This is a genomic window from Actinosynnema sp. NPDC023794 (assembly GCF_040639675.1).
GTDB lineage: Bacteria > Actinomycetota > Actinomycetes > Mycobacteriales > Pseudonocardiaceae > Actinosynnema > Actinosynnema luteola.
In genome coordinates, this window is record NZ_JBFAFR010000026.1 from 61135 (window position 1) to 76269 (window position 15135).

19 protein-coding genes and 1 pseudogene are annotated in these 15135 nt (G+C 72.4%); 6 read left to right on the plus strand and 14 right to left on the minus strand.

The genetic code is table 11. The features are described from left to right. Positions 1-2: 2 nt before the first annotated feature. The 6 genes from AB0H12_RS34640 to AB0H12_RS34665 all read right to left on the minus strand — a co-directional run bounded on the left by AB0H12_RS34640 (position 3) and on the right by AB0H12_RS34665 (position 4591). Complete coding sequence (locus tag AB0H12_RS34640) at positions 3-467, minus strand: GreA/GreB family elongation factor (RefSeq protein WP_499628620.1); 465 nt, start codon at positions 465-467, stop codon at positions 3-5. A 131-nt stretch (positions 468-598) separates the two neighbouring features. Further along, on the minus strand, positions 599-763 hold the full coding sequence (locus tag AB0H12_RS34645) for a hypothetical protein (protein ID WP_499628621.1): 165 nt from the start codon (positions 761-763) through the stop codon (positions 599-601). An 8-nt stretch (positions 764-771) separates the two neighbouring features. Continuing rightward, entirely contained in the window at positions 772-2031 is a 1260-nt protein-coding gene (locus tag AB0H12_RS34650) for an NAD(P)/FAD-dependent oxidoreductase (protein WP_499628622.1), read from the minus strand. 115 nt (positions 2032-2146) lie between these two features. Beyond that, entirely contained in the window at positions 2147-3670 is a 1524-nt protein-coding gene (locus AB0H12_RS34655) for a PucR family transcriptional regulator (protein WP_499628623.1), read from the minus strand. A gap of 49 nt (positions 3671-3719) precedes the next feature. Then, entirely contained in the window at positions 3720-4151 is a 432-nt protein-coding gene (locus AB0H12_RS34660; protein WP_499628624.1) for a group III truncated hemoglobin, read from the minus strand. Continuing rightward, positions 4148-4591, minus strand: a complete 444-nt coding sequence (locus tag AB0H12_RS34665; protein WP_499628625.1) for an RrF2 family transcriptional regulator — start codon at positions 4589-4591, stop codon at positions 4148-4150. Before AB0H12_RS34665 ends, AB0H12_RS34660 begins: the two co-directional genes overlap by 4 nt. A gap of 70 nt (positions 4592-4661) precedes the next feature. Here AB0H12_RS34665 and AB0H12_RS34670 point away from each other — a divergent pair, with 70 nt between their 5' ends. From AB0H12_RS34670 to AB0H12_RS34680, 3 genes are all read left to right on the plus strand, one after another. Beyond that, positions 4662-4820: a hypothetical protein gene (locus AB0H12_RS34670; protein WP_499628626.1), complete on the plus strand. Its 159-nt coding sequence runs from the start codon at positions 4662-4664 to the stop codon at positions 4818-4820. A 330-nt stretch (positions 4821-5150) separates the two neighbouring features. After that, positions 5151-6500: a pectate lyase gene (locus AB0H12_RS34675; protein ID WP_499628627.1), complete on the plus strand. Its 1350-nt coding sequence runs from the start codon at positions 5151-5153 to the stop codon at positions 6498-6500. Positions 6501-6663: 163 nt separating this feature from the next. Continuing rightward, on the plus strand, positions 6664-7056 hold the full coding sequence (locus AB0H12_RS34680; protein WP_499628628.1) for a hypothetical protein: 393 nt from the start codon (positions 6664-6666) through the stop codon (positions 7054-7056). Between the two features lie 13 nt (positions 7057-7069). Here AB0H12_RS34680 and AB0H12_RS34685 read toward each other — a convergent pair whose 3' ends face one another. Beyond that, positions 7070-7609, minus strand: a complete 540-nt coding sequence (locus AB0H12_RS34685; RefSeq protein WP_499628629.1) for a nuclear transport factor 2 family protein — start codon at positions 7607-7609, stop codon at positions 7070-7072. 156 nt (positions 7610-7765) lie between these two features. Here AB0H12_RS34685 and AB0H12_RS34690 point away from each other — a divergent pair, with 156 nt between their 5' ends. After that, on the plus strand, positions 7766-8011 hold the full coding sequence (locus AB0H12_RS34690) for a three-helix bundle dimerization domain-containing protein (protein ID WP_499628630.1): 246 nt from the start codon (positions 7766-7768) through the stop codon (positions 8009-8011). A 2-nt stretch (positions 8012-8013) separates the two neighbouring features. Here the strand turns inward: AB0H12_RS34690 and AB0H12_RS34695 are convergent, their stop codons facing one another. Then, entirely contained in the window at positions 8014-8418 is a 405-nt protein-coding gene (locus AB0H12_RS34695) for an ATP-binding protein (protein WP_499628631.1), read from the minus strand. 154 nt (positions 8419-8572) lie between these two features. Here AB0H12_RS34695 and AB0H12_RS34700 point away from each other — a divergent pair, with 154 nt between their 5' ends. Further along, positions 8573-8917 carry a hypothetical protein gene (locus tag AB0H12_RS34700; RefSeq protein WP_499628632.1) on the plus strand — a complete coding sequence of 115 codons (345 nt, stop codon included), beginning with the start codon at positions 8573-8575 and terminating at the stop codon, positions 8915-8917. On the opposite strand, the gene AB0H12_RS34705 is transcribed toward AB0H12_RS34700, so the two are convergent. The 4 genes from AB0H12_RS34705 to AB0H12_RS34720 form a co-directional block, all read right to left on the minus strand. Then, positions 8918-10060: a carboxylate-amine ligase gene (locus AB0H12_RS34705; protein ID WP_499628633.1), complete on the minus strand. Its 1143-nt coding sequence runs from the start codon at positions 10058-10060 to the stop codon at positions 8918-8920. Positions 10061-10298: 238 nt separating this feature from the next. Continuing rightward, on the minus strand, positions 10299-10721 hold the full coding sequence (locus tag AB0H12_RS34710; protein ID WP_499628634.1) for a hypothetical protein: 423 nt from the start codon (positions 10719-10721) through the stop codon (positions 10299-10301). A gap of 276 nt (positions 10722-10997) precedes the next feature. Continuing rightward, positions 10998-11681, minus strand: a complete 684-nt coding sequence (locus tag AB0H12_RS34715; protein WP_499628635.1) for a hypothetical protein — start codon at positions 11679-11681, stop codon at positions 10998-11000. Between the two features lie 62 nt (positions 11682-11743). Further along, the gene (locus AB0H12_RS34720) at positions 11744-12586 is read right to left on the minus strand and encodes a class I SAM-dependent methyltransferase (protein ID WP_499628636.1); all 843 of its coding nucleotides are present in this window, start codon (positions 12584-12586) and stop codon (positions 11744-11746) included. A gap of 143 nt (positions 12587-12729) precedes the next feature. Here AB0H12_RS34720 and AB0H12_RS34725 point away from each other — a divergent pair. After that, positions 12730-12957, plus strand: a pseudogene (locus tag AB0H12_RS34725) (IS982 family transposase); the annotation flags it as partial. Between the two features lie 19 nt (positions 12958-12976). On the opposite strand, the gene AB0H12_RS34730 reads toward AB0H12_RS34725, so the two are convergent. Continuing rightward, entirely contained in the window at positions 12977-13810 is an 834-nt protein-coding gene (locus AB0H12_RS34730) for an esterase-like activity of phytase family protein (RefSeq protein WP_499628637.1), read from the minus strand. A 3-nt stretch (positions 13811-13813) separates the two neighbouring features. After that, complete coding sequence (locus tag AB0H12_RS34735) at positions 13814-15127, minus strand: choice-of-anchor I domain-containing protein (protein ID WP_499628673.1); 1314 nt, start codon at positions 15125-15127, stop codon at positions 13814-13816. Between the last annotated feature and the right edge of the window lie 8 nt (positions 15128-15135).

Sequence of the window (15135 nt, forward strand, 5' to 3'; positions counted from 1 at the left end):
CGCTAGTCGGTCCTCGCGGTGCCGAGGTGGTGTCCGTACGGCACGGCGTCGAGCAGGGTGACGCCGATCGTGCTGCCGTCCGGGACGCGGTAGGTGCGCCGTTCGCCGCGACGTGCGCCGGTAAGCGCCGTGCCCAGGGGCGAGTCGGGGGAGTAGACCTCGACGTCGCCGTGCTCGGCCGCACGTGCGCCCAGCAGGAACGTCTCGGGCTCGTCGGCGTCGTCGTACCGGACGGTGAGCACCATGCCGGGTTCGGCGATGCCGTCGTCGGGCGGGTCCTCGCCGACGACCGCGGCGGCGAGCAGGTGCTGGATCTCGCGGATGCGGTCGTGCCGCAGTCGGCGGATCGTGGCGCGGTCGTCCTGGTCGGTCGACTCGTCGTCCGCCCGGCGGCTCAGCTCGGCCAGTTCGGTCCGGAGTCGCTCGTGGGCGTGCGGTGTCAGCCAGATGGGTCGGGCGTTGGTCATGGTGGCCTTCGTGAGGTGGGTGCCGTCAGGGCGGCCGGCGGGAGGGTGGGCCGCCCTGACGGCGGGGTGTCCGCGGTGCCGGGTGGTGCAGCGGCGCCGGCTCCCCGGACGGGGTGGTTGGCTCGTGGCGATCAGCGGTGCGCGCGCAGGCGGAGGATCGCGTCGACGTCGTGGGCGTAGCCGGTGGCGATGTGCGTCAGGATGTCGAGTTGCACGCGCAGCAAGGTGTTCTCGGCGCGCAGCCAGTGCAGCTCGGCGCGTTCGTCGCGGGCGAGGGGGTCGCGGGTGCCGTCCACGCGGGCTCTCAGCGCAGCGGGTCGAACGGGCGCAGGGCTTCCGGCTGCTTGCCGGTGGTGATCTGGTCGGCGAGCAGCCTGCCGGTGATCGGGCCGTGCGCCAGTCCCCACATGCCGTGGCCGCCGGCGACGTACACACCGCGGGCCGGCACCTCGCCGATCAGCGGACGACCGTCGGGTGTGATCGGGCGCGGGCCGACCCACACGTCACGGCGCTCCGCCCAGCGCACGCCGTCGAGCAGCGGGCGGACCGAGGCGGTGATCGCCTCCAGCCGTGCCACGACACCGGGCGCGTCCGGGTCGCGGAACTCCATCGTGCCCGCGACCCGGAGCGCTCCCTGGTAGGGCGTGCACGCCACCCGTGCGGCGGGCAGGTAGACGGGGCCGGGCACCGGGCGGTCGACGGGCACGGTGAACGAGTAGCCGCGGCCCGCGCGCACCGGGACGCGCACACCCCACTTGGCCACGAGCCGGGACAGCCACGCGCCGGTGGCGACTACCGCGACGTCGGCGGTCAGCGCCTCGCCGCCACGGGTGCGCACGGTGACCCCCATGCCGGTGGAGTGGACGTCGACGGTCTCCAGCACCCGGAACGTGGCGCCGCGCGCCTCGACCGACCGCGCGAGCGCGTGCACGAAACCACCGGGGTCGAGGTGTCGCTGGCCGTCGATCCGCACGCCCGTGGTCAGGGCTCCCGACGCCAGCGGCACGAGTTCGCGCAGCTGGTCCCGGTCGAGGGCGGTGTGCTCGACCGGCTGGCCCGCGTCGGCCATCCGCCGCAGCTCGTGCAGCAGCCGTTCGGCCTGCCGGGCGTCCTCGAACCCGGCGGTGATGGGCGCGTCGACCGTCGGCGCCTCGACGCCGTTGGCGGTCAGCACGTCGAACGCCTCGACGCACTCCGCGTTGAGCGCCCGGTTCGCGCGCACCGCCCGCGTCCAGGACGACCACCGGCAGTTCGCCGCGAACCGCGCCAGGAACGACCACAGACCCGGGTCGACGGACAGCGGGATGTGCAGCGGCGCGGTCGGGTTCAGCAGCGACCGCAGGCCGTAGCGGAGCACGGACGGCTCGTTGAGCGGGATCGTCAGGCCCGGCGAGAGCCACCCGGCGTTGCCCCACGACGCGCCCGCGGCCACCCCGGTGCGGTCCACCACCGTCACCTCGACGCCGCGCTCCTGCAGGAACCACGCGGTCGACAGGCCGACGATGCCCGCGCCGACCACGACCGCCGACCTCGGCCCGCCGTCACTGCGCCCGACGTCGACCATGACCACCTCCACACCCGAGCGGAACTGCTGTCGAAATCAGCATCGCCCGGACGTCCCGTCAGGCCGTTGTCCGCTGCCGACAATCCGGGCACGCGATCTTGTCGGGAACCGACAGCTACTCGGTCGCGGCCAAGTCGATGATCATGGCCAGCCGCTTGCGGGGGTCGTCCAGGTCGAGTGGCGTCACCTCGACCATCTTGCGCAGCCGGTAGCGGATGGTGTTGGGGTGCACACCGAGCCGTTCGCCCGCCCGCGCGAGGTCGCCCTGCGCCTCCAGCCACGCGCGCAGGGTCGGCACGTAGTGGGTGGCGTGGTCGTCGTCGTGGCGGCGCAGCTCGGCGACCGGTCCCCGCGCCGGGGTGCGGCCCGCCCGGGCGGCGGCGCGCAGGCGTTGCAGCAGGATGTCGTCCCACGACTCGTCGTACGCGGGCGGCACGGCGTCCGGCGTGCGCGCCTCGTGCAGCGCCAGGCACTCATCGGCTTCCTGCCTGCTCGCGGGCAGGTCGGCCGCCGGGGCGGTCGCGCCGATACCGGCGGTCACCGTCACCCGGTCCGGCAGCGCGGCCCGCAGCAGGGCCACCCACTCGCGGGCCGCGCTCACCCGCTCGCCCGGCAGGACGGTGTAGAGCGTGTTGCCCGACAGCGTGCTGCGACCGGGCCGCGACCAGCCGAAACCGGTGGTGGCGCGTTCGAAGGCCAACAGCAGCGCGGCGTGCCGCTCGTCGGCGATGTGCGCGCGGACCGCGATCACCCGCAACGGGCCCTGCGGCAACCCGAGCCTGCTGACCACCGTCGCCGCGTCCGCCGTGCCCTCCAGCAGCCGGATCACCAGGTCGGACTCCACCTGGCGCTCCAGGTCGGCGCTGGCCCGGGAGCGCAGCAGGTGCAACGCCACGGTGCGGGCGCCGTCGGCCAACGCCGTGCAGCGGACCCCGGTCAACGGCACACCGCACGTCACCCACACCGACCCCAGCACCTCGCGGCCCGCACGCACCGCCACGACCATCCGCCCGGTCAGGCCGTGCTCCGGGTCCGCCTCGACGAACAGCGGCTCGTCGTAGGCCGCGAGGTAGGCGAACACGCCGCGCCGCTCGAACGCCTCCCGCAGTCGCGGCGGCGCCTGGCGGCCCAGGATCGTCTCCAGCCGGGCCGGGTCGGCGCCCTGCTGCGAGCTGGAGTACGCCAGCACGTGGGACAGCCGGTCCTCGATGGTCACCGAGCCGCCGACCGCGCCCGCGAGGCTGTCGGCCAGCGCGAACAGGTCCGTCGGCCCGCGACCCGACTCCGTCTCCCGGCCCTCCAGCACGAGCCCGTAGACCACACCGGCCAGCTGGCTCCACGACACGGCCGGGTCGACCAGCATCACCGCGACGCCGTCCGCCGCGCCGATCGTGGCCGCCTCACGCTCGTCGTCACCGTGCAGCAGCACGACGGCCGCCTTCGCCGCGACCGCCCACCCCACGGCCTGGACCACCGAGTCGGCGCCGACGGCCAGGAACACGTCACCGCCGACCGCCCGCGCGTCACTGGCCTCGCGCATCACCACGCTGCGCAACTCCGTCGAGCGGGGCACGGGGCAGCACGCCAACCGCACGCCGTAGCCACCCAGCACGTTCACCAGGCGGTCCAACCTGATCATGGGCAAACCTCTGTTCGGAGCCGACAGCACACGGTAACCGCCGGCCGCGTCAGCGCTCCTCGACCTCGTCCCGCCGCCGGATGGTGACCAGCTCGCTCGCGTCCTCGCGGCGCAGCCTGCGGATCATGGACCAGGCGATCCGCTCCGCCTGCGACTTCGCCAGGTCCGCCTTCTCACCCGTGAACAGGTCGTCGACGGTCGCGGCCCACAACGCCAGCCACCGGGTGAAGTGCGCGGTCGTCAAGGGGAAGCGCTCGTGCAGGTCGAGGTGCACGCGCAGCAGGTTCCGGCGGTACGTGCCGGCGCGGAACAGCACCGTGTCCCAGAAGTCGGCGATCACGGGCAGGTGCTCGGCGAGGTCGAGCCTGGCCACGTCGCGGAAGACCGGGCCGAGCAACCCGTCGTCGAACGCCCGCCGGTAGAACTCGGTGACCACCGCCAGCGCGTCGTCCCGGCCGGTCAGGTCCCTGGTCGCGGTCACGGGGTCCGGCCCGGACGGTGCGGCGCCAGGTCGAGCAGCAGGGGGCCGGCCGGTTCGGCCACCAGGGTCCGCACGGTCACGTCGTCCAGCACGGCGAGGAACGCGAGTTGGGCCGCACGCAGCGCGCTGCGCAGGTGGCAGCCGCCGCGCAACGGGCACGGAGGTCCGTCGCAGTCCACCACCTCGCCGTCACCCTCCAACGCGCGCACCACGGCGCCGACCGAGGCGTCCAGCGTCGCGACCGGCACCCCGACCCCTCCGGTCCGGCCACGCGCGGTGGCCACGAAGCCGTGCCGCTGCAGGCGCTGCACGACCTTGGCCATGTGGTGGCGCGGCACGTCGAGCGCGTCGGCGAGCTGGTCGACGGTGAGCCGACCGCCGTCGGTGGCGAGGAGCATCACCACGCGCAGCGCGATGTCCGTGGACCGGATGAGGTGCACGGTGGGGAACGGTAGCAAAATAGGTATTCTCAGTTCCTGTTCAGGGTCGGGACCAGGTCCGGGGGCGACGGTGGAATCGAACGGGAACGGCGTGCCGGAGCCGGCCGGGGACCCGGTGTGCTGGTTGTCGCTGGTGTGCCCGGAGTGCGGCTCGGTGGCCGAGGGGCCGGTGTCGGCGGTGTGCGCCCGGTGCGGCGCGGAGCTGCCCGAGCGCGAAGACGGACGATGAGTTCGTTATTGGTTCATTGCCTGTCCTTTTGTTCACGAGTGTGACCCGGGTCGGGCGATTCTGTTCACAAATATGATCCCCCGTATTTGCCGACCCAGTGTGGTTGATCAACCGCACCGGCTATCACCTCGGCGTTCGATCGCATTCGACACCTACCTGCCCGAGTCTTGGGAAAACCGTCGTTGACCTGTTGGTCAGGTGGCCTCTAACATCCCGCTGGAAAGCGGTTTCCGGAATTACCGCCGCGTCATCCACTGGTTCGGGAAACGCGCTTTCGAATGGGCTGGCCGCCGACCTCGGCGTCCCGTGAAGTGAGAAGTGGAGTAGTTCATGAGCACAGCGGATCACCGTCGATCCACGCGGCCCGCGCCACCGCGTGGCGCACGATGGCGTACGGGTCTGGTCGCCGCGGCGGCGGCCACGGCACTGGCCGCGACCTTCACGATGTGGTCGACCGCCACGACCGCGCAGGCGGCCGTCGGCGCGGGCACCTACACCATCAAGAACGCGGGCAGCGGGCAGTGCCTCGACGTGCCCAACGCCAGCGCGGCCAGTGGCGTGCAGCTCCAGCAGGCGTCGTGCGGCAGCGCCGGCAGCCAGCAGTGGACGTTGGCGGCGGTCAGCGGCGGCTTCCGGATCACGTCCGTCTCCAGCGGCCTGTGCGTGGGCGTCCAGGACGCGTCGACCAGTGCGGGCAAGGCGATCCAGCAGCAGTCCTGCACGGGCGCCGCGAGCCAGACCTGGTCGTTGACCGCGAGCGGCAGCAACTACCGCGTGGTCAACACCAACGGCGGCAAGTGCATGAACACCAAGGACAACTCCACCGCCGCCGGGGCGCCGGTGCAGCAGAACTCCTGCGACAGCGTGGCCACCAAGCAGTGGACGTTCACGCCGACGAGCGGGGGCCCGACGTCGACCTCCACGTCGACGTCGACGACCACCAGGACCACGACGACGACCACCACCACGACGACGACCACCACCACGGGCAACCCCGGTGGCGGTGACGGCAGCGGCCCGTGGCCGAGCGACACCGGCAGCGTGCACCAGACCACCACGCGCAACGTGGGCACGTACTTCAACGGCGGGATGAAGAAGTACTACGGCATCGGCGACGGTGGTCAGGGCGAGAGCCAGGACCCGATGTTCGTGGTGTCCAACGGCGGCACGATCGAGAACCTGTTCATCGACGCCCCGGCCGGCGACGGCATCCACTGCGAGGGCTCCTGCACCATCCGCAACGTGTGGTGGAACGACGTCGGCGAGGACGCGGCGACGTTCAAGGCCTCCAGCTCCTCGGCGACCTACCTGATCGACGGCGGCGGTGCGCGCAAGGCGTCGGACAAGGTGTTCCAGCACAACGGCGCGGGCACGTTGACCATCCGCAACTTCCAGGTCGACGGCGCGGGCAAGCTGTACCGGGCGTGCGGCAACTGCGCCACGTCCTACCAGCGGCACGTGGTGATGGACGGCGTGACGGCGCGGAACACCAGCGCGCTGGCCGGCATCAACACCAACTGGGGCGACACGGCCCGTTTCACCCGGATCACCGTGTACGGCGACACCACGATCTGCGAGAAGTACCAGGGCGTGCCGAAGGGCTCCGAGCCGAAGAAGATCGGTGAGGGCGCGGACGGCAAGAACTGCTTCTACTCGCCGTCGGACATCACCCAGCGTTGACGACGTCGGGACGACGCGGATCGAGGTCGCGGCCACCAGGTCGCGGCCTCGATCCCGCTCGGCCCGCGGCGGTCTCGCCGACTTCCCGGGCGTCGCGGACGAGTTCGGCTACCGTGTGGGACGACCGGGCGGCGTGGCGTGAGCAGGGCAAGGGGCAACTACGGTGACCAGCTGGATCGACGTGATCAACTACGTCCGGACGCGGTACGAGGTGTTGGAGGAGACCGACAGCTGGCTGCGCTTCCGGCTCGACCTCGGCGAGAGCCGGACCCAGCAGGTCTCCGTGCACCACGTGCCGGAGTCGGATGGCGTCGCGTGGGTGGAGATCTCCTCGCCGGTCGGCCGCGCCGACGCGATCGACCTGAAGCGGCTGCTGGTGCTCGCGGGCACCTCGGCCGTCGGCGGCGCCGCGGTGGTGGACGACGTCGCCCTGCTCAAGCACACCGTCCCGTTGGAGGACCTGAGCGTGCGGGAGGAGTTCGAACGCCCGCTGATGCTGCTGGTCGCCGCCGCCGACGCGTTCGAGCACGAGCTGACCGCGACCGACGACTTCTGACGGCGGCGGACCGTCACGCCGGCAGGCCGATGACGGTCCGGTCGCCGTGCTCCCAGAGGGGGGTCATGGTCACTGAGCCGATCCGCCAGCCGCGACCGGTGCGCACGAGCCGGTAGTCGTACCGGCCGCCCAGCGCGTAGAGCCGGCCGCCGGTCAGCGGACCGTCCCGGTGCGTGGCCTGGAAGTCCGCGGTGACGGTGGCCCGCGCGCCCTCGACGTGCGCGGTCTGGTTGCCCAGCAGGTGCTGGGTCGCCGACAGGTGGCCGAGGTTCGCGCGCCAGCCCGCCACCAGGTCGGCCGCGGCCACGGCGCCCGGTTCGCCGCCGACCAGGCCGGTGTAGTCGATCCACACCTGCGCGGCGAACACGTCCCGCAGCAGGTCCCACTGCTTCAGGTCGAACCGGACGGCCATCTGGGCCGTGACCGCGATCGGGTCCTGGTCGGCCGCCGGCGCGGCGGACGCCTGACCGCTCGCCAACGCCGAGCCGATCGAGGCGCTCGCGCCGACCAGCACCGTCCGACGGGTCAGCCGATCAGCTGTTCTCTCGCTCATGGTCGCGATCGTGGCGCGGCCGGCGCGGCGGCGTCCAAGACCCGGTGCCATGACCAGAACGCATGACTCGCGACGCGGATGGGGGTTTCGCGGCCAGGACCCCTCGCCGATTCCTGTTGTAGTGTGAATGCCACCGTGCCGCGACGGAGGAACGTCATGACGGCTGAACGGCTCGAAGGCCACCTCGTCCGTGATCCCCGCACCCTGCACACCGATGTCGAAGCGCAGCTGGACCACGCCGCGGAGGAGGTCAGCAGGCGGCTCGGCGGCAAGGTCGACTACCACGTCGTGCGCGCGGCGGTGTCCGACGCCTATCAGCGGCTCGCCGACAAGGCCAAGTTCCCCAACTTCCTGCCGATCCTGGCCGCGCGGTCCGCTCAGCGGAGCTTGCACGTGACCTGAGGTCACGACAGGGGCAGCTCCGCCCACACCGTCTTGCCCTCGGTTCCGAGGTGCGTGCCCCACTGGTGTCCGGACAGGTGGTCGACCATGATCAGTCCCCGGCCGCGGAACGCGCCGAGGCGCGACGTGCCCACCTGCGGAAGGCACTCGGGGCTGCCGTCGTCCACCTCGATCCGCAAGGCGTGCCGATCACGAGAGCGGTGCACGCGCAGCCGGCGTGGTGCGCACGCGTGGTCGTAGGCGTTGGACACCAGCTCGGTGCAGACCAACATCAAGTCCTGCAGCAAGTCCTCGGCGAGTTCGGACAGGACGGTGGCCAGCCACTGCCGGATCTGCGCCAGCGGCGCGACCGGCATGGTCAGGTCGACGCTGATTCTGGCGGCGAGCGCGTTCTCCGACGAGGTCATGTGAGCGTCCCCCCAGGGCACTCCGGCCGCTCTGCCTGTTTCAAAGCGGTCCCGGCCTGACGGGGTACCCCGATTCGCCGGCATGCACACATCGTGTTCGGCCGGTGCGTTGAGCACATGCCGCGCTACGGATCGTGATCTACCCTTGCTTTCCGTGACAGAGGATGAGGTTCCGGTGGACGATCCGGTGGCGGTGCTGCGCGTGGCGGTGGACTCGGCCGTGCAGGCCGTGCTGCGCCTGGATCCTCACCACGCCGACGCCCGGCAGGAGATCGACCGCGTGCTCGCCGGGTTCGCCGCCACCACCGCCCCGGTGCGGGACCGCTTGCAGGAACTGGCGACCCGGACGCCGAACGGCCCGGTGTCGGCCACGCTGGGCTTCCTGCGCGACGCCGGCGACCAGGCCGCCGGTGGTGACGTCCAGGCCGCACGCGTCTTCCTGCTCGCCGGCCGCACCGCGTTGTTCCGCCTCGCCCGGGCGGGGCCGACCGACGGCTGATCACGCGGTCAGCCGGAACGGCCCGCCGGTCCACGTCTCCGAGCCGGACAGGGTGTCGCGCGCCAGTTGCTCCAGCACGTCGGACATCCGTCCGGCACGGGCGAAGGCGCGCCGCTGCCGATCCGCGCCGCCGCCGTCGGCGTCCAGGGCGGACAGCAGGTGGCGGACCAGGTCGGCGTCGTCGAGCTGGTCCCCGACGCGGTGCAGCAGCCGGTCGAGCAGCAGGCGCGCGGGCACGAGACGTCCGGACAGCACGTCCAGGGACAGACCGGTGATGCCGTCGCGTGCGGCTCGCCAGGCGGCGGCGCGCAACACCTCCGTCGGCACGGGCGACGCACGCAGGCCGCGCCGGAGGTCGGCCAGCGCCGTGCGGACGAGTCCGTGCACCAGAGCGGCCAGCAGCACCGCTTCGTCCACGGTGGCCGCGACGTCGGCGACCCGGACCTCCACCGTCGGCAGGTGGGAGGACGGCCGGACGTCCCAGTAGATCATCCGCCGGTCCCGGGCCGTGCCGGCGGCGTGCAGCATGTCGCAAGTGGACTCGTAGTGCGCCGCCGACTCGAAGTACGGCGGCGGACCGGCGCTCGGCCAGCGCGACCAGACCATCGCGCGCCAGCTCGCGTAGCCGGTGTCGACGCCGTGGGCGAAGGGCGAGTTCGCGGTCACCGTCCCGAGCACCGGCAGCCACGGCCGCAGGTGGTTGCAGACCTGCACCGCCGTTTCCGGGTCCGGCACGGCGACGTGCACGTGGCAGCCGCAGATGTTCTGCTCGGCGGCGAGCAGGCGGTAGTCCTCGGTGAGGTCGCGGTAGCGGTCGCGATCGGTGGTCGAGCCGACCGGTCCGCCCACTGGCGGCACGCCCACGGCCAGCAGTCGGTAGCCCAGGGTGTGGGCGGTCTCGACGGCCACCATCCGGAGGCCGTGCAGCTGCCGGCGCACGTCTGCGACGTCGTGGCACACCGGGGTGCGGGTCTCCACCTGGGCCTCGGTGAGTTCGACGTCGAGTTCGACGCCGAACCGCCGCCTCGCCTCCTCGACCACCTCGGCGCCGTGCGGCGCGGGTTCGCCCGTCCGGGCGTCGACCAGCAGGAACTCCTCCTCGACCCCGAGCGTGGGTGCCGCACCGTCCGCCAGACTGCCCATCGCGGCCTCCGATGGCTGTTCGGCCAGGGGTGTCGGGATACCCCCGGTCGGACGAGCCAACCCGTTCCGGCGGACGTCCCGGGGATCGCCCCTGATAGTCCGATCGGGTGAAGTACCGCTGGACCGCTCAAGTCGACGGGCTGTGACGCCGAAGAGGGAAGTGAGCGCCGGAGTCCAGTACGCGGATCCGGCGCCTCGTCGTGTCGGTGGCCTTGTCGTGCCAGTGGCGGTCGGGGTGTCAGCCGCAGTCGGAGTCGATGGACCCCACGGTCTGACCGGTCAACTCCGTCACCGCCTCCTGGTCGAGCGGGTAGCCGTAGGCGGCCTCCTGGTAGTCGCCCTGGTAGTGCGGTACCTCGGAGAGCACGGCGATGCAGCTCAGCCCTTCGGGCAGACCGGGCAGGCGAGCCGACCGGGGCCGGATCAGCGGGTCGACCTCGTCCTCGTTCACCAGGTCTACGGTGCCTTCCTCCTCGTCGATGGTCACCGTGCGCTGGAACAGGATCTTCCCGGTCTGGTGCGGGCCCGCGTACAGGCAGAAGTCCCGTTCGCCGCAACTCGCCCGCTTCGCCCCGGCCGTCGCGCCGATCCCGGGAACCAGTGCGACCAGGGCGGCGGCCACCAGCACGGCCGCACGGTGACGTGCCTTCACTCCGGACATGCCTTCCTCCCATGCTCACGCAGTGTGTTCATGTGGGCACTGAAGGTAGCGAGACGGATGGGGCATCGCGACTTGAAGCGGTGCTTCGGCACCGGCCGCGTAGAGCATTGAACTTTGCTGGCGGGTGTCGAGGACGACGGCGCCGACTGCCCGGTCGGCCCATCCGGCTCGTTTCCCTCCCACCCGCGGTTGCCGGATCCGTGGCCACCTCGCCCGGGGAGGTGGCGCACAGCGAGAGCGGGCCGCGTCACGCAGGTCGGTGCTCGGTGGCCGTCCCTACCAGGTGTCCTCGGACAGGACACCGCCCGAGGCGTCCAGTGCCTGCACGACGTGTTCGTCGGCAGGTGGCTGATCGAACACGTTGACCACGAACGCGCCGGCAGCGACCGCGGCCGTTGCCACGACCGTGCCGTCGAGCGCCTTCACGTGCACCGATGCGACGGCGGACGACACCTGACCCCACCCCATGCACTCGGTGCCGTCCAGGCTGCACAACGGCGAGGGTCCGAAGGTCAATGGCGGGTCTTGCGCCGGGTTCACCCCGTTGCCGCCGCTGACCATGAACACGTTGGTGGGGTCCTTGGCTTGGCACAAGGTCGAAGACCGCTCTGAGACGACCACGATCGCGACCGTGCCGTCACTGCGTTCAAGGGACGGTCCCAGCGTCACACCACGCCGTTTCCAGGAGCACGCGTCGAAGAGCTCCTCGGGCGTCGGGGGGACCACGACGGGAACCGGGCGGGCGCGGCCCGTCACCTCCGGTGGGGACAGCGCGGCGACCGAGGAGACCACGGCCGTCAGGACGGCCAGTGCGGCAACGCCAACCTCTAATAGCCTCATCAGGGAAGTATGGGCATCCCCGCGGCGTGTCATGGGGACTTTCCGGACAGCGGTCCGGCTCGGGTGGTGGAAGGCCGACCTGTCACGTGCGGCCAGAAGGGTGTTCAGGCCGGTCGTCACGAACTGATCTTGAACACCCTCCGTCCGCCTTCGGCTACCGCCTCGACTGAGGCGTCGCTCGTCTAGGGCTGTTTGACGGCCTGCACGATCCACGCGGCGGACGCGTAACGCACGCCGTGCTCGTCCAGGTGCCGGGCGATGTCCTCCCGTGCGGCCCGGACGACCCGTGCGCGCGCGTCCTCGTCGAGTTCGGCCAGTTGGGAGGCCTGCCGGGCGGTGATGAACGCCAACGCGTCCTCCACGTCGTGGCCGAGCCAGACCGGTTCGCTGACGGCGTGCAGCTCGACGTCCGTCATGCCCGCGCCGGTCAGCAGCGCGCGCACCCGGTCGGGGTCGCTGAGCGAGAACGTGTGCGCCCCCGTGGGCGGCGGCTCGGGCAGGGGCTTGCCCGCGGCGAACAGCGTGCGGAACGTGGACGCGAACTCGTTGCGCGCCAACGGTTGCCACGTCAGCAGCGCCATCCGGCCGCCGGGTCGCAGGGCGGTCGCGATGTTGGCGAAGGCCTTGTCCGGGTCGCCGAAGAACATCACCCCGTGGCGGCTGATCACGAGGTCGAACGCGGCCTCGGGGAACGGGTGCACCTGGGCGTCGGCCTGCTCGAACGCGATGTTGGTGATCCCGTCGAGCTCGGCCCGCCGCCGTGCCTCTTCGATCATCTTGGACGACAGGTCCACGCCGAGGGCGTGGGTGGCGCGCCGGGCGGCGGCGCGCGTGGACTTGCCGGTGCCGCAGCCGATGTCCAGGACGCGGTCGGCGGGGTCCACCCGGGCCGCGTCGAGCAGCCGTTCGTGGTACCGGGCGGCACCTTCGTCGAAGCGGTCGGCGTGGTCGGCCCAGAAGGCGCCCTGGTCGCCGTCCCACGCGGTGAACTGGTCGGAGTTGGTCGGATCCACCCGCACGGTCATCCACCGGACGCTACCGCCGCCCCGGCGACCGCGTTCCCGCCGCCCCGCCGCGCCCTGCGGGTCTGCGCCGCGTCGGGTTCCCCCGGGATGTCGGGAAGTGGGTGTGATCCGCGCCGCGAGTTCGCTCCCGTCTGGACGTGTATCCGAAGATCGACGAGAGGCAGGTGCCCATGGCGATCCGCGACCACGAACCCCACCTGCTCACCGACACGCTGAAGGGCCAGGTGAACCTGGAACAACACGACGGGCGCACCATCGTCGGCGTCGGCGTCCGCACCGCCCAGCGCATCCCGGCCCTCACCGCCGCCGGTTGGCACGACCGCGCCACCGGCCAACCCGTCACCCGATCCCTGACCGCCTACGACTGCTGACCGCTTGCGCAGTGTCCGTCTAGCGGATCCAGCCGAGGCGGAGGAAGACGGACTCGCCCGGCGCGTCCTCGACGCCGTCGTTGTCGACCACGCCGACAAGGCGGCGCAGCGGGCCGTCGCCGACGACCGCCAAGCCCTCCGGCTTGTCGTGCGCGGCGCCGCCGCCGGCGGTGAGAGCCGGCAGCAGGTCGCGCGCCCCGGTCTTCGCGGCCGAGGGCTTGGGCTGACCGGCGGCGACGGTGGCCAGGCCTGAGATGTCCACCCGGTAGACCTTCTTGGTCACCGCCGCGTCACCTCGCTGGTTGTCGCGTTCCAGCACGAGCAGCGTGCGGTCGTCCAGCGCGGTCACCTCCGACAGGCCGACCCAGCCGGTCGACGTGGCGTCGAGCGGGTACGCCGCGAACGACCACTCGCCCGTCGCGGGGGTGAAGCGGGCCAGGGTCGCCTGGCCGCGCGGGTCGTTCTTCCACTCGCGCTGGACCGCCAGCCACACCTGCTCGTCGGCGCCACGCCCGGTGGTCGTGACGCCCTCGAAGCCGTTGCTCGTGGCCGTCGCCGCCACCTCGGCCGGCAGCGGCACCTCGCGCACGACCGCACCCGACCCCGACACCTCGACCAGCAGGTTCGGCCGCGCCTTCCCGTCGCCCTCGGCGGCCACCCAGTAGCCGCCGCCCCGCCGCGCGGCGATGCCCTCGCCGTCGTAGTCCACCGGCTGCCCGTCCTTGGTCACGGTCAGCTCGGCGCGCACGCGGGCCGGCGCGGCCAGGGTGTCGATCGTCAGCACGCGGGTGGGGCTGTAGGCCGAATCGGTGATGGCCACGACATCACGCCGGTCGCCCGGGATGCCGGACAACCCCTACAGCGCGCCGAACCCGATGCCGTCGGAGACGATCGACGGCGTGCCCTCGTTGCGCTCCAACGCCACGGCCAGTGGCGTGCGGGTCAGGCGGTAGGAGGTGAGCGAGGAGCGGACGCCGTCCTCGGCGGAGTCCTCCTCGGCCGACACGACCAGCGTGCCGGTCGCCGGGATCGGCAGCAGACCCTCCGGGCCGACACCGGTCGGCAACGCCTGCACGAAGCGCGGCCTGCGCGGGTCGTCCACGTCGTAGACGGCGACCAGGTTGGCGCGCTCCAGGCCGACGAACGCGTACCGGTGCCGGCCGAAGGACGCCACGGCCAGGCCCTCCGGCTCGACGCCCTTGTTGTCCGACCTGCCGTCGGGGTACTGGCCCTGGCGGATCGCCACCCGCTGGAGCTCGTCACCCGAGGAGAACACGACCCGGCCGGACGCCGCGTCGAACACCGTCCACGTGCGCGACCCGCCCCGGTAGTCGCCCTCGTCGGCGGTGCCGAGCGTGCGGTCGTCCAGCCAGGCCACCGCGTCGGGCTCGCGGGCCGCGGCGATCGTCGCGGTCGGGTCGATCCGGCCGTCGTCGGCGACGTCGACGCCCCCGACCGCCACCGTGCCCGCCGAGAAGTGGTTCACCACCGTCGCCGAACGCAGGTCGACCACCACGACGTGGTTGTTCTCCTGCAACGTCACGGCGGCCCGCCCCCGGCCGTTGACGCTGACGTACTCCGGTTCCGGGTCGTCCGGCGCGACCTCGGCGAGACCGGTGAGGGCGACCCGGCGCTGCGTCCACGCCTCAGGGCCGCCCGCGAGGTCGACGACGGCGAGGAAGCCGGCCGGCGCCTGCGGGACCACGCCGTCGGCGACGTCCTCGTCACGCTGGTTCTCGATGGTCACGGCGGCGTGCCGCCCGTCGGGGGAGACGTCGATCGAGTCCGGCTGCCCGCCCAGGTCGTGCGAGGCCACGACCGCCTTGGCGTCCAGGTCGACCACCACCAGCAGACCCGACGGCGCGGTGAACGACGCGGAGGTGTCGACCGCGACCAGCGCCAACCGGCCGAGGACGTCCACCGACGTGGGCTCGCCCGGCACGTCCAGCACGCCGGCGGGGGAGAGCGCGCCGTCCCGGCCGACGGCGGCGAACCCGATCCGCCCGGCGGGGGAGTCGGTGTAGACGACGGTCCGGCCGTCCGCCGTGGCCGCCGCGATCTCGGCGGCGGTGTGCTCACCGGCCGCGCCGTTGGCGAACACCGACAGGGTGTCGACCCGCTGGAACCGCTCGGGCGGTGTGGCCGCCGCGGCCGACGACAGGAGCGACATGGTCACCC